The organism is Leuconostoc garlicum (assembly GCF_001998805.1).
Classification (GTDB): domain Bacteria; phylum Bacillota; class Bacilli; order Lactobacillales; family Lactobacillaceae; genus Leuconostoc; species Leuconostoc lactis.
On record NZ_CP016329.1, the window covers coordinates 1,163,898 to 1,188,179 of the forward strand.

At 43.2% G+C, this 24,282-nt stretch carries 31 protein-coding genes; 22 read left to right on the top strand and 9 right to left on the bottom strand.

Annotated elements, in window-relative coordinates:
- Positions 1-185: 185 nt before the first annotated feature.
- From A9176_RS05920 to A9176_RS05945, 6 genes are all read left to right on the top strand, one after another.
- Positions 186-413, top strand: coding sequence for a CsbD family protein (locus tag A9176_RS05920; protein ID WP_010000206.1), 228 nt, complete (start codon positions 186-188; stop codon positions 411-413).
- A 201-nt stretch (positions 414-614) separates the two neighbouring features.
- Positions 615-1,880, top strand: a complete 1,266-nt coding sequence (locus A9176_RS05925) for a tetratricopeptide repeat protein (protein ID WP_077282558.1) — start codon at positions 615-617, stop codon at positions 1,878-1,880.
- 95 nt (positions 1,881-1,975) lie between these two features.
- A complete protein-coding gene (locus A9176_RS05930; RefSeq protein ID WP_077282560.1) occupies positions 1,976-3,181 on the top strand; it encodes a CCA tRNA nucleotidyltransferase in 1,206 nt (401 codons plus the stop codon).
- A complete protein-coding gene (locus tag A9176_RS05935; RefSeq protein WP_029509284.1) occupies positions 3,174-3,674 on the top strand; it encodes a dihydrofolate reductase in 501 nt (166 codons plus the stop codon). The genes A9176_RS05930 and A9176_RS05935 overlap by 8 nt, the downstream gene beginning before the upstream one ends.
- 7 nt (positions 3,675-3,681) lie before the next feature.
- Positions 3,682-4,533, top strand: coding sequence for a DegV family protein (locus A9176_RS05940; protein WP_077282562.1), 852 nt, complete (start codon positions 3,682-3,684; stop codon positions 4,531-4,533).
- A gap of 142 nt (positions 4,534-4,675) precedes the next feature.
- Positions 4,676-5,368: an SGNH/GDSL hydrolase family protein gene (locus A9176_RS05945; RefSeq protein ID WP_242943201.1), complete on the top strand. Its 693-nt coding sequence runs from the start codon at positions 4,676-4,678 to the stop codon at positions 5,366-5,368.
- A gap of 35 nt (positions 5,369-5,403) precedes the next feature.
- Here A9176_RS05945 and A9176_RS05950 read toward each other — a convergent pair whose 3' ends face one another.
- Positions 5,404-6,435, bottom strand: coding sequence for a lactonase family protein (locus A9176_RS05950; RefSeq protein ID WP_077282566.1), 1,032 nt, complete (start codon positions 6,433-6,435; stop codon positions 5,404-5,406).
- Between the two features lie 122 nt (positions 6,436-6,557).
- Here A9176_RS05950 and A9176_RS05955 point away from each other — a divergent pair, with 122 nt between their 5' ends.
- The 3 genes from A9176_RS05955 to A9176_RS05965 are packed head-to-tail and all read left to right on the top strand — an operon-like array spanning position 6,558 to position 11,053.
- The gene (locus A9176_RS05955) at positions 6,558-7,721 is read left to right on the top strand and encodes a metallophosphoesterase family protein (RefSeq protein ID WP_077282568.1); all 1,164 of its coding nucleotides are present in this window, start codon (positions 6,558-6,560) and stop codon (positions 7,719-7,721) included.
- Positions 7,722-7,726: 5 nt separating this feature from the next.
- Positions 7,727-10,090, top strand: coding sequence for an ATP-binding protein (locus tag A9176_RS05960; RefSeq protein WP_077282570.1), 2,364 nt, complete (start codon positions 7,727-7,729; stop codon positions 10,088-10,090).
- A 15-nt stretch (positions 10,091-10,105) separates the two neighbouring features.
- Entirely contained in the window at positions 10,106-11,053 is a 948-nt protein-coding gene (locus A9176_RS05965) for a 3'-5' exoribonuclease YhaM family protein (RefSeq protein ID WP_077282572.1), read from the top strand.
- A 33-nt stretch (positions 11,054-11,086) separates the two neighbouring features.
- Here the strand turns inward: A9176_RS05965 and A9176_RS05970 are convergent, their stop codons facing one another.
- From A9176_RS05970 to A9176_RS05980, 3 genes are read right to left on the bottom strand one after another with little or no spacing between them, the layout of a single operon-like run.
- A complete protein-coding gene (locus tag A9176_RS05970) occupies positions 11,087-11,998 on the bottom strand; it encodes a peptidyl-prolyl cis-trans isomerase (protein WP_029509293.1) in 912 nt (303 codons plus the stop codon).
- 54 nt (positions 11,999-12,052) lie between these two features.
- Positions 12,053-12,292, bottom strand: coding sequence for a hypothetical protein (locus A9176_RS05975; RefSeq protein WP_029509294.1), 240 nt, complete (start codon positions 12,290-12,292; stop codon positions 12,053-12,055).
- A 5-nt stretch (positions 12,293-12,297) separates the two neighbouring features.
- Positions 12,298-12,729: an HIT family protein gene (locus A9176_RS05980; protein WP_010000190.1), complete on the bottom strand. Its 432-nt coding sequence runs from the start codon at positions 12,727-12,729 to the stop codon at positions 12,298-12,300.
- A gap of 70 nt (positions 12,730-12,799) precedes the next feature.
- Here A9176_RS05980 and A9176_RS05985 point away from each other — a divergent pair, with 70 nt between their 5' ends.
- Genes A9176_RS05985 through trmB form a run of 3 tightly spaced genes read left to right on the top strand, consistent with a single transcriptional unit; the run spans position 12,800 to position 15,508 of the window.
- On the top strand, positions 12,800-13,543 hold the full coding sequence (locus tag A9176_RS05985; RefSeq protein WP_077282574.1) for an ABC transporter ATP-binding protein: 744 nt from the start codon (positions 12,800-12,802) through the stop codon (positions 13,541-13,543).
- Positions 13,530-14,801, top strand: coding sequence for an ABC transporter permease (locus A9176_RS05990; RefSeq protein WP_198150920.1), 1,272 nt, complete (start codon positions 13,530-13,532; stop codon positions 14,799-14,801). Before A9176_RS05985 ends, A9176_RS05990 begins: the two co-directional genes overlap by 14 nt.
- Positions 14,802-14,848: 47 nt before the next feature.
- Complete coding sequence (gene trmB, locus A9176_RS05995) at positions 14,849-15,508, top strand: tRNA (guanosine(46)-N7)-methyltransferase TrmB (RefSeq protein ID WP_029509297.1); 660 nt, start codon at positions 14,849-14,851, stop codon at positions 15,506-15,508.
- Between the two features lie 454 nt (positions 15,509-15,962).
- Here trmB and A9176_RS06000 read toward each other — a convergent pair whose 3' ends face one another.
- From A9176_RS06000 to A9176_RS06020, 5 genes are all read right to left on the bottom strand, one after another.
- Positions 15,963-16,529 (bottom strand): hypothetical protein, encoded by a 567-nt coding sequence (locus A9176_RS06000; protein WP_077282578.1) that lies wholly within the window; start codon positions 16,527-16,529, stop codon positions 15,963-15,965.
- Positions 16,530-16,640: 111 nt separating this feature from the next.
- The gene (locus A9176_RS06005; protein WP_077282580.1) at positions 16,641-16,871 is read right to left on the bottom strand and encodes a hypothetical protein; all 231 of its coding nucleotides are present in this window, start codon (positions 16,869-16,871) and stop codon (positions 16,641-16,643) included.
- Positions 16,872-17,262: 391 nt separating this feature from the next.
- Entirely contained in the window at positions 17,263-18,306 is a 1,044-nt protein-coding gene (locus A9176_RS06010; RefSeq protein ID WP_077282582.1) for a site-specific integrase, read from the bottom strand.
- A gap of 169 nt (positions 18,307-18,475) precedes the next feature.
- Positions 18,476-19,090, bottom strand: coding sequence for a DUF4352 domain-containing protein (locus tag A9176_RS06015; RefSeq protein WP_077282584.1), 615 nt, complete (start codon positions 19,088-19,090; stop codon positions 18,476-18,478).
- 64 nt (positions 19,091-19,154) lie between these two features.
- Positions 19,155-19,664 carry a S24 family peptidase gene (locus tag A9176_RS06020; protein WP_077282586.1) on the bottom strand — a complete coding sequence of 170 codons (510 nt, stop codon included), beginning with the start codon at positions 19,662-19,664 and terminating at the stop codon, positions 19,155-19,157.
- 68 nt (positions 19,665-19,732) lie between these two features.
- On the opposite strand from A9176_RS06020, the gene A9176_RS06025 reads away from it, so the two are divergent.
- The 10 genes from A9176_RS06025 (at position 19,733) to A9176_RS06070 (ending at position 24,233) form a co-directional block, all read left to right on the top strand.
- Complete coding sequence (locus tag A9176_RS06025; protein WP_004912700.1) at positions 19,733-19,975, top strand: transposase; 243 nt, start codon at positions 19,733-19,735, stop codon at positions 19,973-19,975.
- A gap of 45 nt (positions 19,976-20,020) precedes the next feature.
- Positions 20,021-20,827, top strand: coding sequence for an IS3 family transposase (locus A9176_RS06030; protein WP_198150921.1), 807 nt, complete (start codon positions 20,021-20,023; stop codon positions 20,825-20,827).
- 48 nt (positions 20,828-20,875) lie between these two features.
- A complete protein-coding gene (locus A9176_RS06035; RefSeq protein WP_077282590.1) occupies positions 20,876-21,223 on the top strand; it encodes a hypothetical protein in 348 nt (115 codons plus the stop codon).
- On the top strand, positions 21,216-21,839 hold the full coding sequence (locus A9176_RS06040) for an ERF family protein (protein ID WP_077282592.1): 624 nt from the start codon (positions 21,216-21,218) through the stop codon (positions 21,837-21,839). The genes A9176_RS06035 and A9176_RS06040 overlap by 8 nt, the downstream gene beginning before the upstream one ends.
- The gene (locus A9176_RS06045) at positions 21,826-22,236 is read left to right on the top strand and encodes a single-stranded DNA-binding protein (RefSeq protein WP_077282594.1); all 411 of its coding nucleotides are present in this window, start codon (positions 21,826-21,828) and stop codon (positions 22,234-22,236) included. Before A9176_RS06040 ends, A9176_RS06045 begins: the two co-directional genes overlap by 14 nt.
- An 11-nt stretch (positions 22,237-22,247) precedes the next feature.
- On the top strand, positions 22,248-22,943 hold the full coding sequence (locus A9176_RS06050) for a putative HNHc nuclease (protein ID WP_077282596.1): 696 nt from the start codon (positions 22,248-22,250) through the stop codon (positions 22,941-22,943).
- A gap of 51 nt (positions 22,944-22,994) precedes the next feature.
- Positions 22,995-23,399, top strand: coding sequence for a dTDP-glucose pyrophosphorylase (locus tag A9176_RS06055; RefSeq protein ID WP_077282599.1), 405 nt, complete (start codon positions 22,995-22,997; stop codon positions 23,397-23,399).
- A complete protein-coding gene (locus A9176_RS08735; RefSeq protein ID WP_157093699.1) occupies positions 23,389-23,547 on the top strand; it encodes a hypothetical protein in 159 nt (52 codons plus the stop codon). Before A9176_RS06055 ends, A9176_RS08735 begins: the two co-directional genes overlap by 11 nt.
- A gap of 1 nt (position 23,548) precedes the next feature.
- Positions 23,549-23,830 (top strand): helix-turn-helix domain-containing protein, encoded by a 282-nt coding sequence (locus A9176_RS06060; RefSeq protein ID WP_077282601.1) that lies wholly within the window; start codon positions 23,549-23,551, stop codon positions 23,828-23,830.
- 190 nt (positions 23,831-24,020) lie between these two features.
- Positions 24,021-24,233 carry a hypothetical protein gene (locus A9176_RS06070; protein ID WP_077282605.1) on the top strand — a complete coding sequence of 71 codons (213 nt, stop codon included), beginning with the start codon at positions 24,021-24,023 and terminating at the stop codon, positions 24,231-24,233.
- The last annotated feature ends 49 nt before the right edge of the window (positions 24,234-24,282 follow it).

The following is a 24,282-nucleotide window of genomic DNA, read 5'->3' on the forward strand; positions in this document are numbered from 1 at the left end:
AGCATACCGAAGGCAAGCGCAATAGCGCTTGCCTTTTTCTGTGTCATGATGCCATTAATTTTAAAAGGCATTAATAAATAAAGGGCAAAATACTTAAAAAATAATGTGCAAAATTCACCCTATATTATCTTTTTTGTGTTAGAATATGCTTGTAACGTCAAATCACCACTCAAGGAGGACAAGTTATGTCAGTTGAAGAAAAGTTTGATAACGCTAAGGACAAGGTTGCTGGTAAGGCAAAAGAAGTAGAAGGCAAGGTTACCGGTGATAAGGCACGTGAAGCAGAAGGCAAGGCTCAAGGGCTATTTGCTGATGTGAAGGACAAGCTATCAGATGCTGCTGAAGCAGTCAAGGACAAGGCAGAAGAAGCCGTTGACGCAGTGAAAGATGGTTTCGACCATCTCAAGAAGTAAGATATTAGTTAGTAACGCTGCTCAATGAGCGGCGTTTTTATTTTGAATAGATTGCCGATATGTTAGCCATAAAGTCGCTGTTACCAACGGTTTTATGGTAAAATAGGCTGTTAAATAAAATCATATTAATGGTGACATACTGCCCTAAAAAGTAGTGTGGTCGGCCAATAAAAAATAGGGGTCAAAGTTAGAGGAGTCAGAATGTCAACAAGTTATGCCGAACAAATGTTAGATGCACTGGAGCGTGGTCAGTTAGAACCGGCGCAAAAATTTTTTGATCAATCATTACGTCAAGATAGCGATGAGTTGATTTATAGTTTAGCCGAAGAGTTGTATGCCTTGGGCTTTTTAGAAGAATCACGACGGGCTTATCAACAATTATTGGCTAAGTATCCGGACGAAGATGAATTGCGCACAGCGTTAGCTGACATTGCTATTGAAGATGGCGATATTGATGACGCACAAAACTACCTCGCGCAAATTCAACCAGATTCTGATTCTTATTTGCGGGCATTATTGGTTAAGGCCGATATTTATCAATCAGAAGGCTTAAATGAAGCAGCTGAACACAGTTTGTTACAGGCTGAAAAATTAGCACCAGATGAAGATATTATCCAGTTTGCTTTAGCTGAATTTTATTTCGCAAATCAAGCCTACCAAAAGGCCATTAGTCGCTACCGCGCCTTACTTTTGAAAGGCAAGCGCGACATGAGTCGGGTGGACTTGGTGGCTCGGATCGGGGTTGCATATGCCCAAATCGGACAATATGACCATGCTATTGGTTATTTGGAACAAATCAAGCCGGAATTGATGACGTTGGACACGCGGTTCCAACTAGCTATTTTGTACCAAGAAACGCATCGAGAAAACGAAGCCATTCGGCTATTTAATGACATTTTGGATGTTGATCCAAAGTACACATCAGTTTATCCACTACTTGGACAAGCCTATACGCAAATTCACCAGTTAGAAGATGCTTATCGGACGTACCAAGCGGGGTTGGCCCAAGATGAAACGAATGTGGCGTTATATCGTCTTGCTGGCCAAGCGGCTGAAAAATTGGGGGATACAGCGGCAGCCGAAGCTTATTACCTTAAGGGACTCGCTGTTGATGAGTCCGATGTGGCCACGTTAATTGCGTTGACAGATCTTTGGCTTGCCCAACAACGTTATGACGACGTGATTGCGCGCTTAACGACCGCTATGGCAGAGGATGTCTTAGATCCACAGTTCTATTGGTCATTAGCCCGTGCCTATCAGGCTATCGGGGAGACAGACAAGGCCGCTGAAAATTGGGCAACTGCTGCGCCATTATTCCAAGACAATAGCGCCTTCTTGCGCGATTTGATTGATTGGTACCATGAACAAGGGCAACCTGAAGAAGAAATCACTGCGTTGAAGCAATATCTATTCTTGGCACCTGATGATCTGGACATGCAAATGCGTCTGGAAGATTTAGCTTACTAAGGTGAGAAAAAAGACCGGAATCAGCCTGATAAATGGTGCGAGGGAGTGTTTCTAATTAGGGTGTTTTTGATATAATAGACAAAAGGATATTATGTATGAAAATTGAAACGTTACCATCGGAATTTGTGGCTGCGCAACCAGTTTTGCAACGTTTAGAAGCAGCCGGATTTGAGGCCTATTTTGTTGGTGGCGCCGTACGCGACATGTTACTTCAAAAACCGATTCATGATGTTGACATTGCGAGTGCTGCATTTCCAGAAGAAGTCAAAAAACAATTTGATAAAACAGTCGATACTGGCATTCAGCACGGGACTGTGATGGTATTAGATCATGGGCCGGGCTACGAAATTACGACGTTTCGGACGGAATCGACCTATACAGATTTTCGCCGACCGGATACGGTTACGTTTGTGCGCAGTTTATCCGAAGATTTGCAACGCCGTGATTTTACGATTAACGCCTTAGCCATGACCTATGATGGTGAAATTGTTGATTTGTTCGATGGACTAGCGGATTTGTCGGCTGGCGTCATTCGGGCCGTCGGTGAGGCTGAAGTACGCTTTACCGAAGATGCGTTGCGCATGATGCGCGCTTTACGTTTTAGTGCCCAGCTTGGCTTTCAAATCGCACCGGATACCCGCGCAGCTTTGCAACGGTTGGCGCCAAATTTGGCCAAAATTGCGGTTGAACGGATTCGTGTTGAATTTGAAAAACTATTGATGGGGCAACAAGCCGCCGCCAGTCTGGCCATGGCAATTGAAGATGGCATTGTGACGTACTTACCTGGTCAACTTGACCAGTGGCAATTTGATGCGATCATGACTGACCTTGAAGCCCAGCAACCCGCAACAATTCCCGTCGTTTGGGCGCATCTTTTAACCCGTTCAACATTAAATGAGTCAGAGATGACGACATTTATGCGGACTTGGAAAACAAGTCGGGACTTGATTAAGATGGCCACTGCGGTTGTGCCGGTTGCACGCCACATTGCGCGGCGTGACTTATGGACGTTATATCAAATTTATGATTACCGTGACGTTTTAATGCACGTCTTACGTTTAATCCGAACCGATGATGCGGTAATTGCCGATGTGGACGCGATGTTTGCGGTCTTACCGATTCATCATACACGTGAACTACGTGTGGCTGGCGGCCAATTAATTGCCGAACAAATTGTACAACCAGGCCCACAAATGGGACGTATTTTAAAGCAAATTGAACGGGCAGTTGTTACAGGCCAAGTGGTTAATCAGCCAGCGGCATTGTTAGCCTATGCAAAGGAGCTCAGTCAACATGACTAAGATTAAAATGGTATGGGCAGAAGACAAACAGCACGCAATTGGTAAGAATGGGGACTTACCATGGCATTTACCTGATGACCTTAAGCTATTTAAACAAGAAACAATGGGGACGTTAATGATTATGGGTAGGACGACTTGGGATAGTATTGGGCGCCCATTGCCCAACCGGACAACCCTGGTCTTAACCCATCAAACCGATTGGCAACCTGGCTACGACGACGTACTGGTCGCGCATAGCATGTCAGAAGTTTTAGCAAAGATTGCGGCAGAAGATCGTGATGTGACAATTGCTGGTGGGGCAACCATGTATCAAGCGTTCATGCCTTATGCCACGGATTTAATAATTACAAAAGTTGCTGGTGATGTGGCGGGTGATACGTTTGCCCCAACGGTGGATTTGTCACAATTTGAGCTGATTGCCAGTCAACCACACCCAAAAGATGAAAAACATGACTACGCATTTGTTGTTGAACGATATCAGCGTAAGAATTGAGGAAAAAATGTCGAATATAAAGATTGTTACAGATTCAGCGATTGCTTTAACCCCAGAAGAAATCGCCCAATATGATATTACGGTAGTGCCTTTGACGGTACAAATTGATGGGGTCGTTTATGAAGATGGTGTGACGCTTCAACGTGATGAATTCCTTGAAAAGATGTCAAAAAGTGCTACCTTACCGCAAACATCACAACCATCAATTGGTAAGTTTCAAGCAGCTTATGATGCGATTCATCAACAATATCCTGAATCAGAAATTTTGAGTATGCATCTCTCATCTGGTTTGTCTGGGACAGTGCATGCAGCCGAACAAGCGGCCGCACTATCAGCAGCCAAAATCACAACATTTGATACGTTAAATGCTGACCGTGCCGAAGCTTTCCCTGTTTTAGCAGCAGCTAAAATGGCACAAACAGGGGCATCAATGGCGGAAATCTTGGCGGAAGCAGAAAAGGTACGTTCCGAATCGCATACATTTTTGAGTTTTACGTCATTAGATAACATGGTGGCTGGTGGTCGCTTGAGTAAAACATCTGGCATCATCGGTAATTTGTTAAATATTAAAGTCGGTGCAACAGTTGATAACACGGGTTCAGTTGAAGTGTTGGCTAAGGGACGTGGGATGAAAGCCATTGCCAAATTCAATGACAGTGTGATTGAAAAAATGCAATCTTATAATGAAATGATTGCCATTGGTATTTCTCATGCCGGTGTGCCAGAAGTGGCCGAAAAAATGGCTGCCCGTTTAAATGCTATCTGGCCCGATATTAAGATTGAAGTGACGAATACAACACCGATTGTCTCAACCCATACGGGTATCGGTGCTTTGGCTATTTTGTATCAGGCACATTAAAAATAGGTGATTAAAACCCCAAAATTTTTTGGGGTTTTATTTTAACCTTTGTGTCAAGAAAGGACATTGGGAAACCGCAATGTGGGGACAATTGAAACATTTCAGCCATCAACTTATCGGCCGGTTTAAAACTTGGCGGATAATGACACAATGGCAAGACACCGATATGGTGAGTTTAGCGCGTATTCGGCACTCGGCGCTTAAGAATGTGCGCCAAATTGGCATTATTGGCGATAGTGTGTCGTTTGGCTTAAAAGCCAAATATAATTATGGCCAGTATATTCAAAAAGCCACAGGGGCCACGGTCCAAAATCTGGCGGTATCCGGTGCGCATCTTGCTGATAATGGTTTTACCAGTATATTTCAACAGGCACAACGGTTAGATCCAGCTGACTTATATATCGTTCAAGGTACGGATGATGATTGGTTGGGAGATGTCCCCATTGGTGGGCCGACTGATTTAACCGCTACGACTTATATCGGTGCGTTCTATCAGATTATTGCCCATTTACGGCAACGCCAGCCGCAGGCGACAATCATCGTCCTGACGCCGACATATCAAACACCTGTCCGCGGGCAACAGGTGCGACGAACTGACCGGACGTTAAATGGCTTGGGCTTGGATTTGCATGCCTATGTAGCTGCTCAGCTTGCGGCTTGTCAGGATTTGGCAGTACCGGTCATCAACTTAATGCAAAAAAGCTTGTTTGATCCGAGTCAGGCTGACTTTCGGGCACAATTTATGCCGGATGGGTTACATCCAAATGATGTGGGTCAGCGCCGCATTGCCAGATTAATTGCTGAAACGTATACCGAAATAATCAAGGCCAAATAAAAAAAGTTCAAGTCATTTGACTTGAACTTTTTTGATTAGTTTTCAAAGGCAACGCGCACACCTTCTGGAATGGCAAAGTCTTTTTGTAGTAGCGTTAATTCGCCAGTTGCTTGATCGCGGGCAAAAAGCGTCACGTTATCCGTGTCTTGGTTAGCAACAACCAGGAAATCTTGGTTGTCATCCCAGTTCATGTCGCGGGGGAATTCACCTTCAGAACTGATGAGTTGGATACGTTCAATTTCAGCGCCTTCATTCATGACCTTAAAGACCGCAATTGAGTTGTGGCCACGGTTTGACGCGTAGATGAATCGACCGTCATGGCTGATACGGAGGGCAGCTGAACCATTGTGGGCTGTCCAATCAGCTGGAATCGTTGAGGCTGTCATTACGTGTTCAAATGTGCCATCTTCAGCGTTATATTTCAAGACACTTAGCAAGCTTGAAAGTTCACCGAGCACATAGGCATATTGCCCATCTGGTGAAAAACGAATATGACGTGGGCCAAAGCCTTCTTCAGTGTGGAAACGCGCTACTTCAGTAAATTGGCCATCATCTTGTACGTCAAAAGTAATCACTTCATCTGTTCCTAGGTCGACAGCAACTAAGCGATTATCAGGCGTCAAGTTAGCAAAATGAATGTGAGAGCTCCCTTGTTCTGGGCGTGGGCCAGAACCTGTATTAGTCCATGTTGTCACGAGTGACAAGTTGCCATCAGGCTTGATTTGATATGATTCAACGGTACCACGATGGTAGTAACCAGCAAAGACAAGTTGACGGGCTTCATCAATACCAATATAAGCTGGTGCAGAGCCTTCACTTAATTGGGCATCAATTTCAGCCAATGGGCGAACAGTGTTATCAAATATGACAACGCCACCTTGACCGTCGCGATTTTCAACGGCATATACTTTGTCAGCCTTTGATACGGCGAGGTAAGTCGGATTTGTTAGTGGTGCCACAAAAGTGGGGTTTTGTAGTTGACGCGCTTCAGTGTCGAGTTCAGCTTCATAGAGGCCTTTTGAGATGCGTTTCGTATAAGTACCAAATAAAATTTTATGAATTGTCATAATAAACTCTCCTTGATGTATTGCCTCTATCATAGCATATATGTAAGGGGTTTCACAAGTTGTGAAAGCGCAAGCAATTCAGTATAATAAAATAAGCGAACATTTGTTCAGAGAGGTCGATTATGAAATTTATTCATGCAGCGGATAGTCACTTAGGAAACCCCTTTAAAGGGTTAGATCGTGAGTTACCAGCAGCGCTCAAACAGTTGGTGCAAGCGTCAACCATGCACGCATTTGAAAAAATGATAACGCAGGCGCTGACGGCGCAGGTTGATTTTTTAGTGATTGCTGGGGATTTATATAGTGCCACAGAAAACAGTCCCAAAGTCCAAGTTTTTGTGCATCAACAGTTTGAACGTTTAAATCAAGCAAATATTCCGGTCTATTTGAGTTTCGGGAATCATGATTTTGAAGCAGATCAACATGCCCACTTACCTTGGCCAGCAAATGTATATGTGTTCAGTCAGGATGTGGCGACACAACGGTTCACACTTACGTCCGGTGAACGGGTGGCGCTTACTGGTTTTAGCTACCAAACGCCGCGACAAATGCAGCCTGTTTTAACGGATTTTCCGGTGAAAAGCACGACGGATGACTATCATATTGGTCTGTATCACGGCGCGCTGGGGAAGGCGGGCGATCCTTATGCGCCCTTTACCGTGCAAGGACTGCTCACCAAGCGCTATGATTATTGGGCACTTGGTCACATTCATGTGCGACAAACACTACATGAGCAACCATTTATTGGGTATTCGGGGAATTTACAGGGGTTAAACCGGAAAGAAACTGGCGAGAAGGGCTACTATTTAGTCACAGCGACGCAAGGTAAATTAGTCCCAGTATTTCAGCCATCAACGGTGATTCGTTGGGAGGAACTCGTTTTTACCGACAGTTTAAACGAAGATGAGTTGTTAGCGCAACTGGCCGAACGTGATGATCAGACGCCAGTTTTTTTAACCATTCAATTCACTGGACAGCTAGATCCAGCTGTGGTTGAACGTTTAACGAGTGGTGTGATGTTAGCCAAAATTCGGGCAAATTTACCAGCCAACCAATGGGTTGTTAAACTGGAACGGCGACAAGCAGCCACAACGATGTTAGCAGCCGATCAAATTGATCAACAATTTTGGCATGACGCATTGGCGCAAGTACTCGATGATTTTGATATGGGGGCGCATTTACCCGCACAAGTACCCAATGTGGTCCGTGAGTATTACCTCAGTGCGGCTGGTAAGCAAGCTTTGCGTGACAAAATGCAACAACTGTTATTAGAAAGGAATATGTGAGACGCATGGACATCCAACAAGTCGATATCAGTGGCTTTGGGCGTTGGTCAAAGCAACATTTTGACTTTCAATCAGGACTCCAAGTCATTCTTGGCCAAAATGAGTCTGGTAAGTCAACCTTGCGGGCCTTTATCGTCGGAATTTTATTTGGTTTCCCCAGTAAAAAAGGGAAGACCAATACTTATGACCCACGAGATGGGAGCCGCTATGGTGGGAGCCTAACGGTGCGTTTTGCGTCCGAAACGGTGAAAATTACCCGTTTAGGCCGTACACAATCGCAATTAACGATCACGCGTTTGGCTGACCAAACGCGTATCGCGGAACCTGAAAAGTGGTTAGCTGACCAATTAGCCCCGCTAAATCGTGAAGTCTTTGATGCGATTTTTAATTTTAGTCAACAGGATTTAGCAGAAATTACACAGCTTAAAGCGGTTGATTTACAGAAGCTTTTGCTCAATATTGGGGCCGTGGGCAGCGCACAGTGGTTAACTGTTGCTGATGACCTAGACAAACAAGCAGACAAGCAATTTGCGCAACGGCCAACAGGTAAGCGGCCGCTTAATCAAGCGACCAAGCATTATTTTGATACATTGGCGCAAGTTCAGCAAAAAGCGACCGCCTTACCTGACTTTATCGCCGGTGAGGCGGCAGTGATGGCTGATCAACAACGCGTAGCTGAAGCTAAGGCAGCTGTTTTATCGCTGACAGCACAAGTTAAACAGCATGAGCAAGTGCAACAACAATATGATGTGTATACAACAGCTGTTGCGTTAAAAACAAAAATGACGCAAGCTGGGCCGCACGTTTCAGATGCGGATTTGTTGGCTTTACAAGAGCAGACGTCAGCCATCAAATTACATCAATCGGCTTTAGAAACTTTACAACAGGCACAAGATCCCAAACAAGTGGCAGCCACACCAGACGCCTTTGAATTCGAGACAACTTTGGCGCAAGCCCAACACGCAGTGACACAATTACAGGAGAAACTAGCAGCACGGGAAAAGCTCCTGTCAGCGCAACGCCAATTACAGGCACAATTTGAAGACGGGGTGCTACCCGAACCGCTAAATCCTACTGAAAAGCAGCAATTGACACGGCGTAGTTCTGAAATGGTCTGGTTAATGGCGAGTTTGGTTGTGGGCGTTTTAGGCTTTTTGGTTACCAAACCAGCGGTCTTGTTGGCTGTTGTGCCGGCTGGTTTGGCCTTTTGGCAATACAAGTCACATCAGCGCCAAGTCGCCGCAATTTTAGCGCGTTATGGTCATTTAACGGTTGATGAGGTGTTAACACTGCAGAAAACCTTGCAGCAACAACCGGCAACAAAACAAAAGTTATCGGGTTTAAATATTGCGATTGCTGATTTGCAAACTGCGATTATGCGTCAATTGAAGCCAGTTGCCACGCATTTTAACGTGACGTTGCACATGACTGATTTAGCGCAATCAGTGGTTGAATTGCAACATCGCTATGAACAGCAAAAATTAACGGCGCAACACGACTTTATGGCGTTGAGCCAGCAACAACAGCAGCGCGTTGAAGCCATCGCTTTTCATCAACAGCAATTAGATCAAGCCCGTGAAGCACAACAAAATTTATTTGCCCAGTATCACGTCAGTGACATGGCAGATATTGAGGCCTTAAAACAACAAGAGTTATCACAGACCAGACTGCGCCAACGGTATGACGATTTGATGCGTCAAATTCAGCCTGACGTGCTGGCACAATTAGAACAAATTAAGGATCGTGATACTTTACAGGGACAACTTTCTGCTTTACAACAGCAGTTACAAGCTGCCCAGCAGCGTCTTTTTGCCTGCCAAGCGGCATTATCAGATCATCAAGCACAACAAGCACATTTAACCAGTAACGATCAATTTATTGCCATGCAACAGGCGCTTGCAGACGAGGAGACCGCCTTAATTGAACAATTCGGTGTTTATATTGCCGAAAAGTTGACTAGTCAATGGATTACAGTCGCTTTGCAACGTGCCTCGCAAAACCGCTTTCCAAAAATGCAAACATTGGCGACGCAGTATTTCAAGCGCTTAACGCACGGACGCTATCATGAGATGACATTTTCAGCGTCAGAATTACTAGTCACGCGCGCGGACCAGCAACAATTTACCGTGACTGAATTATCAACTGGGACACAAGAACAACTTTATATTGCGTTAAGGTTGGCTTTAAGTCGCGTGATTGCAGATATTGTATCAGTCCCAATTTTGATTGATGATGGGTTTGTTAATTTTGATCCGCAGCGTAAACAGACAATGATCGCGCTGTTACAAGATATTGCCCAGCAGCAACAAATCATCTATTTTACAACGGCTTGGCCCGATCAAGCGGCCGAGAGTATGATAAAATTATAATCAAAGAGGTAGCAAATGGTGAAATTACTGACAGCGTATCAAGATACAGAACCGATTGACAATTTTGCACTAATTAAGAGTGCCGATATGCGACTGACAAAAACAGGTAAGCCTTATTTGAGTCTGGTTTTTTCGGATCGATCGGGTGATTTGCCAGGTAATTTGTGGGATGCGACGGATGAGCAGATAAAAACTTTACTGCCAGGTCAAATCGTCAAATTGCAGGGCGTTCGCGGTGCTTATCAGGATAAGCCACAAGTTCAAATTACGCATGTACGCTTATCACAAACTGGGGAACCGGATGATCCGGCTGATTTTATGACGCATGCGCCGATTAAGACAGAGGCGATGCAAGAAGAATTAAATGACCTTATTTTGATGATTACCAATCCTACTTGGAATCGATTGGTCCGAAAGTTATTTACAACCTATCATGAGGCATTTTTGCGTTTTCCAGCAGCTAAGGTGAACCATCATGCCTTTGCCGGTGGCTTAGCGTATCATTCATTATCGATTGCGCGTTTAGCAAAAAGTGTCGCAGCGCAATACCCACAGCTCAATCAATCCTTATTGATTGCTGGGGCTTTGTTGCATGATTTGGGCAAAGTCATTGAATTATCCGGTCCAGTTGCTACGCAATATACATTGGCTGGGAATTTGATTGGGCATATTACGTTGGTGGATGAACAAATTGTATTGGCCGCTCACGAATTAAAATTTGACTTACAATCTGAAGACATGCTGTTGCTGCGGCACGTTGTGTTGGCGCATCATGGGGTACTAGAATATGGTTCACCAGTACGACCAGCCACGATGACCGCCGAAGTGTTACATCAACTCGATGAGATTGATGCCGATATTCAGATGATGACGGCTGCTTTAGAAAAAACGCCAGAACATGCTTTTTCTGATCGTATCTTTGGGTTAGATAATCGTCGTTTTTATCACGATACGCAGGCATAAAAAAACACGTCACTGAAGTGACGTGTTTTTAATTTACTTTGACTTGTTAGCTGTTAAACCAGCTGTCAAGTAAGCATTCAAAGCATTTTTAAGTTGTGCGTCCTTAACGTCAACGTTTTCTTGACGTAGGATCTTACCAATAATGGCTTGCACTTTATCGCTGCTCTTTTGATCATTCAAGAAGTTTGTGACAAGCTTGTCCGTGAGTTGTGTACGCACGCTGTTCAAGCTAGGCTTCTTTGTCGTCTTGTCCAAACGGATCACATAATAGCTACCGTTAGAAGTTACAGGGTCGGTGGTATAGTCACCGGTTTTTGCAAGCTTGAAGGCTGCATCTTGAATGGCTGAATCAACACTTGTGCTAGTAGAATCAAAGGCAGGGAGTTGGCCATTTGACTTTTCATAAGTCTTATCTGTTGTATATTGCTTATAAACATCGTTCCAACTTTTACCTGACTTTAAGTCTTCAATGGCTTTTTTGGCAGAATCTTCATCTTTTGCTTTAATCATCGAAATTGTTGTTGATTGATGATAGTCTTTGTAAGCTTGTTCAAGTTGGCTGTTTGACACCTTGTAGTTGGCTTTCACAGCTGCCGTCATAATCAAATTGTTCTTGATGTTCGTCTTGAATTGTGCTTCAGTCATATTGTTTGAAGCTAAGACGGTCTTGAAGGCATCGCCGTATTGCGCCTTTTGCGTATCAAATGCTTGTTGCACGTCAGACTTTGAGACATCACCTCCGTATTTATTGTCAAGTACGGTTGTGACCACGGTGTTGGCGAACGCTTGTTGACCAGCTGGTGACTTTTTTAAGTCAGCCAAGAATGATTTTTCCGTAATTTTTCCTGCGTCAGATGTCATCAGTGTTTTTGATGAATTGAGACCAAGATAGATTAGACCACCTGCAAAAATAACAACAAGTAGCCCCCAAATAAATTTGCGCATGAGATGCTTCCTTTTCTGATTAGTATCTTGATTATTTTAACACAAAATCAGTCACTACGCCTGATACTTTGACAATTCAGCTTTCAGGTGCGCAGTGGTCTCTTGGATGCGATCGAGATGTGGCTTATTTTTGAAGTTCATCTTATTAATGTCAACTTGGAGATCATCTTGCACGACTTTCAGTTGCGCTAATTGCACCTTAAGTTGGGCTTCTTGGTTTTTAAGTTGTTTGCTCAAAGACAGGATGGTTTGAATTTGGGCAATCACATGTTTGATTTGATCAATGAAAACCATGGCAGTTACTCCTTTTCAAGGGCTTCAGTAATCGCTGTAGCAATCGCTTGGTAACGTTCAGGTGAGAATTGACTACTGTTGTCAATGGTTGGTGCCAAGCGTGAAGTCAAATTGTCATCATCATAACGTGGAATCAAATGCCAGTGAGAGTGACGGACTGTTTGACCAGCGGATACGCCATTGTTAGACGAAATATTCATCCCCGTAATCTTAGGATCACTGGCTTTAATTGCCCGCGCAAGCATAGGGAGTTTCAATAGCACCGCTTCAGACACAGCGGCATCATAATCGAAGATATCATCGACATGTTTTTTGGGCACGACTAGCGTATGACCAGGGGTTACTTGAGAAATGTCGAGGAATGCTAACACATCGTCGTCTTCATATACTTTGTAGCTGGGAATATCACCAGCAATGATTTGATCAAAAATATCCATTGTTTAACTCCATTTCGTTTTGTTATGGCTATTATACCAAATAACCAATGGCCCCTGTTATAATGGAATCATGGGATTAAAAATTGACAATTTAACCGGCGGTTATGCTGGGAATCAAGTCTTGCACAACGTGTCGTTTGAAGTAGCTGATGGTCAAATTGTGGCGTTAATTGGGTTAAATGGGGCAGGTAAATCAACCACCATCAATCATATTATTGGTGAGTTATTACCAAAATCTGGCAAAATTACCTTGAACGGCTTTGATTTGGCACAAGACCCGTCAAACTTCAAGGCACAATTGGCTTATATTCCAGAACAGCCGATTTTATATGAAGAATTAACGTTAGAAGAACATCTCGACTTGATGTTAGCTGCGCATGGTTTTGATAAAACCGCGGTCTGGCCAGATGTGGTGGCGTTGTTAACCTTATTTCGGTTAGCGGACAAATTACATTGGTTACCAAGCCATTTTTCCAAAGGGATGCGCCAAAAGGTGATGCTGGTCTCAGCATTTATGTTAAAGGCACCGTTATTACTCGTTGATGAGCCATTTTTGGGACTCGATACGTTGGCCCATCGGGATGTGGTCCGCTTGATGCAAGCACAAGCATCAGCTGGCAACAGTGTTTTGTTGACGACGCATTTGCTGAGTTCGGCGGCCCAATTTGTGGACACTTTTGTCGTGCTAGAAGCTGGCCAAGTACGCTTTGTGGGGTCCCCGCAAGCATTAGCGAATCAATATCAGCTCACGTTGGTGACGCTTGATGACTATTTTGATTTGGCACAAGGAGCGGTGTCTCATGGCCATGACTAAGCTTTTTGCGGCGCGTTGGCACCAGGCTAATCACATCACGGTTACTTACTTGAAGCGGTTGTTTAATGACCATTTTCTAGTTTTTCTCGTGATAGCATTTGGCGCTGGGGTACTGGGCTATCGCGAACTGTTAACGGACCCGCGATACATGCAGTTGTGGCAATCGCCGTGGTTAATTGCCGCTGTGGTCTTGTGGTTGGTCGTGGGCCTGCAATTTGGGGCGTTGATCACTTATTTTAAGCCGGCTGATGCGCTGTTTTTGATGGGCAGTGACCAACAGCTTGTCAAACATCATCTGCCACGTGCTTTTGCAGGGAGTTATGGTGTGGCGATGGTGTGGCAGTCAGCGATTATCGGCCTTATTGTGCCCATCCTTTGGCAAATCGGGGGCATGTCAGGCTGGCGTTTGGCGTTGCTCTGGTGTATCGTTTTGGCCTACAAAGGGCAGCTGCTTTTGATCGCGCGGCAACGTTTATTTTTAACGCTGCAACAGTCAAATCACGCCTGGCAACGGGGTGTGCAAGCAATCATATATCGCGTTGTGATACCTGGTGGTCTGCTAACTTTACTCTTAACTGTACCGCAAAAATGGCTGGGGTTGGTTGGCTTGACGCTACTCATCATATTATGTCTAGCTGGTTATCGTTATTGGTTAACAGCAACACGGGCCAAAAGCTTGGCCATCAATTGGCCGATAGCCATTGCGCAAGCACAACAACATGAGCAGCGCGTCTATCGCTTTTATGCAACCTTTGCAGAAATCCCTAACCAACCAAGAACCATTAAGCGTCGGCGTTATTTGGACGGGGTGATAAAAACATTGACAAAACGCCAGTCGGTCATGTATCGTTTATATTTGATACGTTTGGCGCGAGATAATGACAGTTTGCCATTAGCCATGCGATTAGCAGTGCTAGGCTTGCTACTCGTTTGGGCATTAGCACAGGCGCCAATTTGGCTAGTGGCCGTCATTGCAGCAGCTGTTATGTATTTAATCACGTTTCAACTGTTACCGTTGTATACTAACACGCAACAGACGTTATGGACGCGTTTAATGCCAGTGTCGCCCGCAACACAGCAGCAAGCCTTTATCACGTTGAATCAACAACTCAATGGATTAGTTGCCAGTTTGCTGGTGTGGGCAAGTTGGCCACACGGGTGGGCAACAATGGGGGCAACGCTGATTAGTGTGGTTGTGATGTGGCTATTTTTAAGCCGAGTTTATCTCCCCAAACAGTTAAATAAGAAAAGATTTTAAAAAGAAAGGCAATCAATGCGTAATGCGCATTGGTTGATGTTATGCATATGCATTTACGAGCAAAACCTTGGGCGGCCGATTGGTTGGCTGCCCATTCAGATATTGTGATTGACCAAGAACGGGCAACGGCACAAATTGGCAAGTGGCAAGACTTGTTTGATCAAGAACAACCTATTCATGTTGAAATTGGTTCAGGAAAAGGTCAATTTATTTTGGGGATGGCTTTAGCACACCCGGAAATCAACTATATTGGGATGGAAATTCAAGAAACAGCGATTGCCATTGCGGCACGTAAAAGTTTTGATCAAGTTGGGAAGTTACCGAACTTGCGTTACATTTACGGTAATGGTAACGGGGTCGAAACGTATTTCGAAAAGGCCGAAGTTGCCAAATTGTACTTGAATTTCTCTGATCCTTGGCCAAAAAAGCGCCATGAATCACGTCGTTTGACTTACAAGACATTTTTGAAGTCGTATGAAGCAATTTTGCCTGATCATGGTGAAGTTGAATTTAAGACCGATAATCGTCACTTGTTTGAATACTCAATGGTCAGTTTCATGGATTACGGTATGCGTTGGACAGCCGATGATTACACATTGGATTTGCATGCAGACGAAGACAAGGTCGCTGGCAACATTGAAACCGAGTATGAACAGAAGTTCTTAGCTAAAGGACAACCAATCTATAAAATTAAGGCACACTTCTAGTCCTGCAAGGGTTACAGCCTGCCATTAAAAATAAAAACACGACTCAAATCGAGTGGTGTTTTTATTGTTTGGGGACATTTGGGGATTAAAAAATAAAACCTTGCTTGCAGGGGATTAAAATATGTGATACACTTAGTGTTATTGAATGCAACAGAGAGTGTTTTCAGCAGTCTAGCAGAATACTTGTCAAATCATAAGTTATTTGTTTTAATATGATATTTAATAGATGTTGAATGGGACAGAGAGCCCGTTAACATCACATATATTAAGTGAGTTTAATTAATCAATTAAATCTAGTTTTGTAATGTATATCCGTTTTATCAAGAAGCCTGTTAGGCTTTTTATTTTGAAAAAATACACATAAAAACCGCTAAACAAACGTTTAGCGGTTTTTATGTGCGTATTTTATTGATCAAATTTTGACGTTGTGTCTCTTCACGCCAACAAATGACAATTATTCTTCGTAAATATCGTTCGCATCACCACGATTGTTGACGATTTTGGCTTCCATGTATGGGACAGTCACATGACCATGGTTGGGGTCATTGTAAGACTTGGTTCCATCACCAATCCCTGATACAGTGATGAGATCGTCTTCTAAAATACTTGCGTTTTTAAGTAAGTGGCGATCGATTTCAACGAGCATCACGTGATCCTCATTATTATCAACGGCAATTGGCACTTCAATTTCATCATCTTCGACATTGATCACTTGCAAAACGCGACCAGTGAATTTTAACTTCTTGTCATCGAATTGCTCAGGATTACGCGCAACTTGGTTGTAAGTGATCTTTGATTGGTACGCTTTAGGATCTTGGTCGTGTGCATCACGTTTTGATTGTGCAATCATTGTTACGACTAACGCACTCAAGAAGGCGAGTGCGACGACAAAAGCAATCATAACCGTGCGTAAACGGATCGACCCTTGACGCTTGCGAATTTTATCAATGACGTAAATTACCAACAAAACGATAAATGCGATTGCCGCAATTAGAGATAGTATGGAAAAAATTTCTGTCATCTCATGACTCCCTAAAGCCTTTTTATGTGGATGCTCAGCACATGTTGCGCTTATTTGAGCGACTGCATGGTCCAATATGTACGCCCACTTGGGCATGACGCAAACGTCGGGTTATTGTGTTTGCTTTGTTTGGTAGGCTGTTGGCTGTGTTTCAGCAGCATCCATAATGGCTGCCCCAATAATCCCAGCAAAAAAGACAAAAACGACAAAGAAAGCAATAATAAGTATCCGTAGATTAATCGCACTTGGTCGTTTGTTGATTTTATCAACGAAAAAAACAACTAATAACAACATAAAGATTAATGTTGCTATCAGCCAAAGAATGCATAAAATTTCAGCCATTTTTTCTCCCCCAAAAACCTTTTACTGTGATTGTTTAGCACATGTTGTGTTGATCTACCGCATGATGTTGCAAATTTGCAACGGGCAAAGTGATTTTTTCCATAAAATATATTAAATGAGTTTTAGGTGTCAGTCAACCGAATTGTATCATATTTATCGGTTTTATCAAGCGAATTGCTAAACGTTTGCATGTTGGGAAGGTGGGATATCTGAGGCTAGGGGTTCTTTTGTGACGTGATTTTTGATACACTTAATAAGCATTTATCAAAAATCAACGGCTTCCCGTTGGACTGGTTCGAAATGCTGCCCAGGATAAAAAGAGTGGCTACAAGTCAACGTTTCAGGCTTGTTTGTAGCCTTTTTGTTACCCTTAGTTTTAGAAGGCTACAATCTATTTGAAAAGGGCTATCGTCTTTTTGACTTCACGTTGTTTTTTGGACGTCAGCATGTGAGCATAAACCTTCATCGTTATGACCGTGCTAGAATGTCCTAATCGGTGGCTGATGTAGTCGATTGACACGTCCTGTGAAAGTAGGTAGCTGGCGTGAGTGTGTCGTAAGCCATGAAATGTAATAATGTGATCGAATTCAAGCGCAACCTGTAGTTTTTTAAAGGCTTTGTTCACTGCTGTTTGGCTAAGGTTAAATAGACGACCATCATACTTTTCTAGCAAGTAATCAGTGAGCCAAGTAGGGACGTCAACGACCCGAACAGAATTTTTGGTTTTAGTTGTGTCAATCTTGCGAGTTGCTGACTGTTCAGTCTTGTTGATATCAATTAATCCGTCTGAAATATCATCAGTCGTCAGCGCAAGCACTTCGCCAATTCGCGCACCTGTTAAGGCACCAATTAGTATGACGTCACTTGTTGACGTTTCAAGTAGTTTTGCCTTTTCAATCAACGCAAGATATTCTTCAGTCTCGAGATACTTCAGTTTAGTATCTTTTGGGTTGTGTCCTGTGGCGGTTGTTCTATCAAAAGGGTTCAACTTGATATAGCCGTCTAACACAGCATCACTATAAGCCGCTGATAATTGCATTTTACGCTTCTTAGTTGTTGATATACCATGAGTAGCGCCAAATTCATTTAAATACTGCTGTGCGCGCGATCTGGTGAGTTTGAACGCTTGTGTGTTAGCCAACAATTCACTTTGTTGAATGCTGTGCAGGGTAGCACGATAAACTAGCATAGTCGTTGGCTTGAGATTGGTCCTGTATGTCTCAAGCCATTTTTCAAAATATTCAGCAACTGTAATAGAGGGCGAAAATACCTGATTCAGCGCATTGTCAATCTTCAAGTTTTCGATTTGAATTGCCCACGTGTTCGCTTCACGCTTTGACTTAAAGCCTGATTTTGTTTTTCTGACACGCTTGCCACTCGATACAAACGACACGTTAGCCGTCCAAGTTTCACCGCGTTTGTAAATTGATGCCATAAAAAAAGCCTCCTTTAAAAGAGGGCTTACATCTGTTATAATTTAATAGAACGCCCCGTGCGTTTATGTCATACAGCACACCCAGCTTTTAGTCGAGAGGGTGTGCTTTTTTATTTGTCTTATTTTATAGACTTCATTGTCTATTATGTACGCCCATAAGGGCATTGGTTTAATTTAAAGCGAAAGAGATGTGTTCTTTAGATGAGAAGACGTTGCCTTCATAGATAAGCTTCAACTTATCTGAAGTATTAGCTTGACCGACAAGATTACCGGTAACAGATGCACCTTTGGCAAGAGTACCGCTATGTAATTCATCTTGTACACTTGTGGTAAATTCTGACATATCTGTCTGATTTCCATTATCGTCAAGTTTGAAATCTAGTGGGTTATAATCATACTTTTCATCGCCATTGTTCATAATCGTGATATTTACAACGACGTATTGCTTTCCAGTGTCAAGAGTATCAACATCTGGGTCGCCGTTTGTAAAGTCAACCTTATTAACTTTGAACTGAACGCCTTTGTATTCAGCAGTTTCTCCAACTTTGAATGTTGTGTTGGTAGCTGGTGCAACTGATGATGAACTTTCTGATTTGTTGGTTGAACTATCAGACACTTTTTTCGCTGAATCATCAGAAACTTTTTTTGCTTTATCTCCAGACCCACTCATTGAGCCAAAAATAATCACGACGATAACCGCAAGCACCCAAAACCAAACACGCTTGTAAAACGGCTTCTTTTGAACGTAAGTTTTGCCGTTTTCATCAACAATCTTCTTTGCCATAAAATTTTCTCCTTAGCCTTTTAATGTGGCTGCTTGGCACATATATGTACACCGCATCTACGGTTTAGAATACGACAACGCCGAAGATTGACAGTTCGTGTTCTTCATCGATTAGCATGTCTGGGTAATTTTTGTTTAATGATACGAGGCGTGCGCCGTGTTCATCTCGCATGAACTTCTTGACGAATGCCTGATGATCATAATCAGCAATAACGAACTGACCATTACGAGCTTCATTAGTCTTTTTAACGAATATGATTTGCTTATCTTCAAATGTTGGTTCCATTGAGTCGCCATTGACAATAACGGCGAAGTCATGTTCAGGAACAGCGCCATCGTAGTCAACTAATTCAGGTGTGCCGTCAAGTAGATATTCACCAGTACCAGCAGATACAGCACCGTATACGCTAACTTGTGTACGTGTTGGTGCAGGGAACTCGATGACGTTATTTTGTTCATTGTATTGTTGCTTTGTAAAATTGTAAACAGCTTGTTGACGGTTGGCATCTAGTGAATCGTACATACTGATAACCTTGTCACGAATACCGTCGTCAGAACTTAAATCCTTATTCATCTGCTCTTATACTAAAAAAATGGACTATTTTTATTCAGTCCGTAAAATGAAAGTATAGGAGTATTTTTATGTCAATTCGTTATTCACAAGATTTCAAAGATTCATTGGTTAAACTTCACCAAGAAGGCCGTTCACTCAAATCATTAGCAGAAGAATTTGGACCATCAAAAGATTCTATTGCTATTTGGGTTAAACAAGCTACCCCAATCATGATCAAAGGTCAGTCAAAGACTTTAAAAGACGTCAAGCAACTAGAGAAGCGCCTCGCTATTTTGGAGGAAGAAAACGAAATTTTATCACGCATAGCCTGACAGGCATTGAGCGGCCATCTTACTAGCCAAAAAATAGTCCGTAATGTGGGATTGCCGCTAGTTAATCAATTTTTAGCACAAGGCTACGCGCTTGTGCGTATTTTAAGTGCACTTAAAATCAAATCTAGTACCTATTACAATTGGCGCCATTGGCAGCCCAGTCGACAAGAAAAGCGTAGAGAATCCCTGAAACCTTATATTTTAGACGTTTGGAAAACCTTTAAATTTTATGGCTATCGTCGTATTGCTGCTTATAGTCACCTAAACAATGACTGTCCAAAAATATCTGAATATATGACACTCAAATTAATGCGTGAATTAGGGATTAGATCACGCATGCAAAAACGTTATCGCAAGCCAAAAACTGTGGTGACGGTCGATCAAAGGCCCAATCTGATTAGACACTTGCATGATTTGAGTGGTGTTTGGCAAACAGATATCACTTATATTCAGTTGACTAATCACAGATGGGTCTATTTAGCGACCGTTTTGGATCCTGAGAAGAGAAAAGTATTGGGCTATAAAATTGGCGATACAATGACAGCCGAGCTAGCCACAAGTGCCTTGCAGATGGCGTTAGATAAGCATCGAAAGCCACTCATTATTCATTCAGATATGGGGTCACAATACCCGAGTGCTGAGTTTAATATTAAATGCCAAAATTATGGCTTGAAACATTCTTATTCACTCAAAGGCCATCCGTACGATAATGGCCGTATGGAGGCGTTTCATTCAATATTGAAGCGTGAAGAGGTTTATTTGAAGGCATACCAAACATTAACTGAAGTCCAAGCAGCCATTGGTTGGTATATCAATTTTTATAATCGCAATCGTATCTCAAATGTCGCCTAATTAACTGAATAAAAATAGTCCAATTTATTGACTTCTGAGCACTTAGACATGCTGCGAGATAAAAAAACGGTTGAAAAGATGTCTTCAGAGGCATTACATGATCTGGCGTATGCGATTAAGTCTTTGAAAACACCGATGAAAAACGTTGAGGATGCGGTGAAAGCAAAGCTTGATGACGGCGTGGAGATTAAAGGCATCAGTTACACAGAGGCTACACGGAAATCACTAGCTGCCGATGATGAGAAGTTAAAGAAGGCATTCGTCAAAAAGTACGGTTGGGGTGCCGTTCAGGTCAAGACACCGACACAACTAGAAAAGCAGTACGGTGAAGCTATCAAGGCAGACTTAGAAAAGGTTGTCATTTATGACACACAGAAAAGGGTGAAATATGACTGATTTTAATAGCTTGTATGAGGCATTGGCCGAAACACAAAACAACATCGAACAACCCAAAAAAGATGCGAGCAATCCAATGTTCAAATCTAGCTACGTGACATTGGACGCGGTTATCAATGCAATCGTCAAAGCGCGTAAGGTATCTGGGGCTAAGTTCTTTTTCACAAACATTGTGCAAGACGGCGTGATGTTCACGCGAATTATCGGTTATGGCGAGACATTGGACTTGGCAGGCTCAAAAGTAGCAGACGACCTAGGAAACCGCGGGACGAACTCGGCGCAAGCGGAAGGGTCGGCACTTACGTATGCACGCCGTTATAGCCTGTCTATGGCGTTTGGTATCGCAAGTGATGTTGATGATGATGGCAACGGTGCAAGTGGCTCAAATCGCAAGCCAGCCACACCTAAGACTATCTCACAAGAAAAGTTGGTCTTGTTGGAAAAGTTGATCACAGACACATCTCAACTTAGCGGACAAGACATGATGGCGTTCACGCTAAAAGCAGCAAATGTCGCGGCATTGAAATTTGTTACAGAAGACAATTACAAAGCGCTACTAGCAAAAGTAACTGAATGGCACAAGAAAGCAGAGGAAAAAGCAAATGAACCAAGTTAATTTAACAGGACGACTAACAAAAGACATCGAATTACGCTACACACAATCGGGTAAAGCAGTGGCCAGCGGATCTATTGCGGTTAATCGGCGGTTTAAGTCGGAAGGTCAACCTGATGCAGACTTCATCAACTTCGTGATGTGGGGCAAGACGGCTGAAAACTTTGCTAACTACACACACAAAGGGTCACAAGTTGGATTAGGTGGCGAGTGGCAGACGCGGAACTACGAGAACAACAACGGGCAACGTGTTTACGTGAACGAGCTAAATGCAACAAGTTTTGATTTGCTTGATCCACGAGGCGCAACGCAAACACAAAGCAACTTAGATAGCGTTGATCCGTTTGCGGCAGCGGGTAAAAAACAAATCGACATTTCAGACGATGCGCTGCCCTTCTAACTGGTGACGCCATGAGAGAGTTTCAGGCGTACCCAACACAAAAATCCGGTAACGAAATAATATTCAGGTTTAAAGACGAAGAAAGTGCTAACCAGTTTTTATCAACGTTTCAACTTTTTAAGCAAACGTTGGTTGAAATTCAAGTGAGAGATGACCGTGAGATTAGCTCTAAGCAAAGGCGGTTTATCTATGCCATGTTTAACGACATCGCTAAGTGGTCTGGCGATGCACCGGAATACATCAAGCAGTGGTTCAAGTTGGCTTACGAGTATTGGCAAGAGTTGGACACAATTTCACTGCGAGACGTTGAAAAGTCGGTAGCGGCTGGTCTCATAACGTTCATGTTGGACTTCGTAGCCGATCACAACGTGCCTTTGAGTTTTAAACCACTGGACGCATTAGAACCGGAAGACATTGCACATTGGGAGTATCGGGCGCTTATTGAGGGATTTGACGTACTAGACGGCTCACGACCGGTTGAGTTGGCCCACGGCGAACACACAGTCGGCATGGGGCGTGACCGTGACAAGATCAGCAACATCGGCAACACGGTATTTAGCCTAAGCCACACGCACCACATGGAATTGCACAAAATTGGGTTAAGTGCGTTTAAAGCAAAGTATCACGTCAACGGCGTGCGAGTGACAGCAGAGATTATCAAGGAATTAGAAAGCCGAGGCAGACGCTTTGGTGGAAAGGGAGAGTAACTATGGATTTAATATCTTACAAGTCCGGAGATTTGCTGGTAGGAAGATAGAATGAACAAAATCACGCTAGATTTAACGCATTTACGGCCGTTGACGTTGAACAAGTATATTGAAGCAGAACGCAAGAATAGGTATCTAGGCGCTAAGTTAAAGCGAGTTGGTACAGCTTATACACGCAGCGTGTTCCTACAGTCGATGGTGGATGGTGTGATGTTCACGTGGCCGGCTAAACTGAAATTCGACTGGTACTTGCCAGACCGCAGAATTGACCCAGACAACTGGACGTTTACACAAAAGTTCATCTTTGACGGCATGCTAACAGCTAAGTTACACGGCAAAACATTCCTGGAAAACGACAACGTTAAAAATATTGGCGGGTTTGATCATGATTTTTATCTTGATAAGGCGAATCCGCGACTTGAAATTTATGAAATGGAGGCAACACATGAAATATGACGTGAGAATTGACGGACACACAATTGAAACTTTCGATACGTTCGAGGGAGCTAGTGCGCAAGCTGAAAAGCTGAACGGTACACTATCCCTCACGGCGCCAGATAAGAAAGCGATCGTGGTCGGTGACTACGGAAGGGTTGGTGATTGATATGGTAACAAAACGTGCTTTCAGAACCTCATCAAAGAAAGAATTATTGTATTATTACGCAAATTCTGTATACAACACCCATTATGGGCGAGTTATCGCACAGGCCATGATAGACAATGAATACACTTATAGCGAAGTAGCCAGACGAGCAGGTCTAAGTGATCCAACAAACGTCAGGGTGATTGTTAGCGGACAACGACGCGACCCGTACTTTAGTTCGCTTGCCAAGATTGCAATGGCACTCGATCTTACACTAGATAGGTTTACGGATGGTGTGAAATGAAAGTAGTAGACAAGCAGGTATTCATAGTTGGCTATCGTTATTCAGACAACGACCCATGGGAGACGTCAGGCAGTAGTTACAGCAACCTAGAAGACGCGGTAGCTAATGCGAACACGCAGATGTTCCACATGCCTAAGTTGAAGACGCAAGTGTTTAAGATGGGTCGAGCAACACCAGTGGAGGTGTAGAGATGAGTGAATATGTTGCATATGTTGTAAAAATCGGTAACGGCTATCTAGCAAAAGATCATAACGCGTCAATTTTATCTGAATCAAAATACAAAATTACGTTTCACGCAAGAGATGCCTTTTGGTTTTCAAAAGAATATGTTTTTGATACAGCTAAACGATATGGTGGTCAAGCTATCGGTTTGTTGCCGGTTTTGTTAGAAGATGAGGTGTGAAACATGATTGAAATCGGAAATAACTTACGAGACGTTTTGCAACTAGCAA

What these genes read in the sequence shown, in the direction of transcription:
- A9176_RS05945 (WP_242943201.1), top strand. Translation starts at nt 4,676, where the DNA reads ATGACACAATGGCAAGACACCGATATGGTGAGTTTAGCGCGTATTCGG.
- A9176_RS05955 (WP_077282568.1), top strand. Translation starts at nt 6,558, where the DNA reads ATGAAATTTATTCATGCAGCGGATAGTCACTTAGGAAACCCCTTTAAA.
- A9176_RS06025 (WP_004912700.1), top strand. Translation starts at nt 19,733, where the DNA reads ATGTCAATTCGTTATTCACAAGATTTCAAAGATTCATTGGTTAAACTT.
- A9176_RS05935 (WP_029509284.1), top strand. Translation starts at nt 3,174, where the DNA reads ATGACTAAGATTAAAATGGTATGGGCAGAAGACAAACAGCACGCAATT.
- A9176_RS05920 (WP_010000206.1), top strand. Translation starts at nt 186, where the DNA reads ATGTCAGTTGAAGAAAAGTTTGATAACGCTAAGGACAAGGTTGCTGGT.
- A9176_RS06055 (WP_077282599.1), top strand. Translation starts at nt 22,995, where the DNA reads ATGAACAAAATCACGCTAGATTTAACGCATTTACGGCCGTTGACGTTG.
- A9176_RS06020 (WP_077282586.1), bottom strand. Translation starts at nt 19,664, where the DNA reads ATGAATAAGGATTTAAGTTCTGACGACGGTATTCGTGACAAGGTTATC.
- A9176_RS05990 (WP_198150920.1), top strand. Translation starts at nt 13,530, where the DNA reads ATGGCCATGACTAAGCTTTTTGCGGCGCGTTGGCACCAGGCTAATCAC.
- A9176_RS06045 (WP_077282594.1), top strand. Translation starts at nt 21,826, where the DNA reads ATGAACCAAGTTAATTTAACAGGACGACTAACAAAAGACATCGAATTA.
- A9176_RS06070 (WP_077282605.1), top strand. Translation starts at nt 24,021, where the DNA reads ATGAGTGAATATGTTGCATATGTTGTAAAAATCGGTAACGGCTATCTA.
- A9176_RS05940 (WP_077282562.1), top strand. Translation starts at nt 3,682, where the DNA reads ATGTCGAATATAAAGATTGTTACAGATTCAGCGATTGCTTTAACCCCA.
- A9176_RS06010 (WP_077282582.1), bottom strand. Translation starts at nt 18,306, where the DNA reads ATGGCATCAATTTACAAACGCGGTGAAACTTGGACGGCTAACGTGTCG.
- A9176_RS06000 (WP_077282578.1), bottom strand. Translation starts at nt 16,529, where the DNA reads ATGACAGAAATTTTTTCCATACTATCTCTAATTGCGGCAATCGCATTT.
- A9176_RS05980 (WP_010000190.1), bottom strand. Translation starts at nt 12,729, where the DNA reads ATGGATATTTTTGATCAAATCATTGCTGGTGATATTCCCAGCTACAAA.
- A9176_RS06015 (WP_077282584.1), bottom strand. Translation starts at nt 19,090, where the DNA reads ATGGCAAAGAAGATTGTTGATGAAAACGGCAAAACTTACGTTCAAAAG.
- A9176_RS06050 (WP_077282596.1), top strand. Translation starts at nt 22,248, where the DNA reads ATGAGAGAGTTTCAGGCGTACCCAACACAAAAATCCGGTAACGAAATA.
- A9176_RS05925 (WP_077282558.1), top strand. Translation starts at nt 615, where the DNA reads ATGTCAACAAGTTATGCCGAACAAATGTTAGATGCACTGGAGCGTGGT.
- A9176_RS05930 (WP_077282560.1), top strand. Translation starts at nt 1,976, where the DNA reads ATGAAAATTGAAACGTTACCATCGGAATTTGTGGCTGCGCAACCAGTT.
- A9176_RS06035 (WP_077282590.1), top strand. Translation starts at nt 20,876, where the DNA reads ATGCTGCGAGATAAAAAAACGGTTGAAAAGATGTCTTCAGAGGCATTA.
- A9176_RS06040 (WP_077282592.1), top strand. Translation starts at nt 21,216, where the DNA reads ATGACTGATTTTAATAGCTTGTATGAGGCATTGGCCGAAACACAAAAC.
- A9176_RS06060 (WP_077282601.1), top strand. Translation starts at nt 23,549, where the DNA reads ATGGTAACAAAACGTGCTTTCAGAACCTCATCAAAGAAAGAATTATTG.
- A9176_RS06005 (WP_077282580.1), bottom strand. Translation starts at nt 16,871, where the DNA reads ATGGCTGAAATTTTATGCATTCTTTGGCTGATAGCAACATTAATCTTT.
- A9176_RS08735 (WP_157093699.1), top strand. Translation starts at nt 23,389, where the DNA reads ATGAAATATGACGTGAGAATTGACGGACACACAATTGAAACTTTCGAT.
- A9176_RS05965 (WP_077282572.1), top strand. Translation starts at nt 10,106, where the DNA reads ATGGTGAAATTACTGACAGCGTATCAAGATACAGAACCGATTGACAAT.
- A9176_RS05950 (WP_077282566.1), bottom strand. Translation starts at nt 6,435, where the DNA reads ATGACAATTCATAAAATTTTATTTGGTACTTATACGAAACGCATCTCA.
- A9176_RS05975 (WP_029509294.1), bottom strand. Translation starts at nt 12,292, where the DNA reads ATGGTTTTCATTGATCAAATCAAACATGTGATTGCCCAAATTCAAACC.
- A9176_RS05960 (WP_077282570.1), top strand. Translation starts at nt 7,727, where the DNA reads ATGGACATCCAACAAGTCGATATCAGTGGCTTTGGGCGTTGGTCAAAG.
- A9176_RS05970 (WP_029509293.1), bottom strand. Translation starts at nt 11,998, where the DNA reads ATGCGCAAATTTATTTGGGGGCTACTTGTTGTTATTTTTGCAGGTGGT.
- A9176_RS05985 (WP_077282574.1), top strand. Translation starts at nt 12,800, where the DNA reads ATGGGATTAAAAATTGACAATTTAACCGGCGGTTATGCTGGGAATCAA.
- trmB (WP_029509297.1), top strand. Translation starts at nt 14,849, where the DNA reads ATGCATTTACGAGCAAAACCTTGGGCGGCCGATTGGTTGGCTGCCCAT.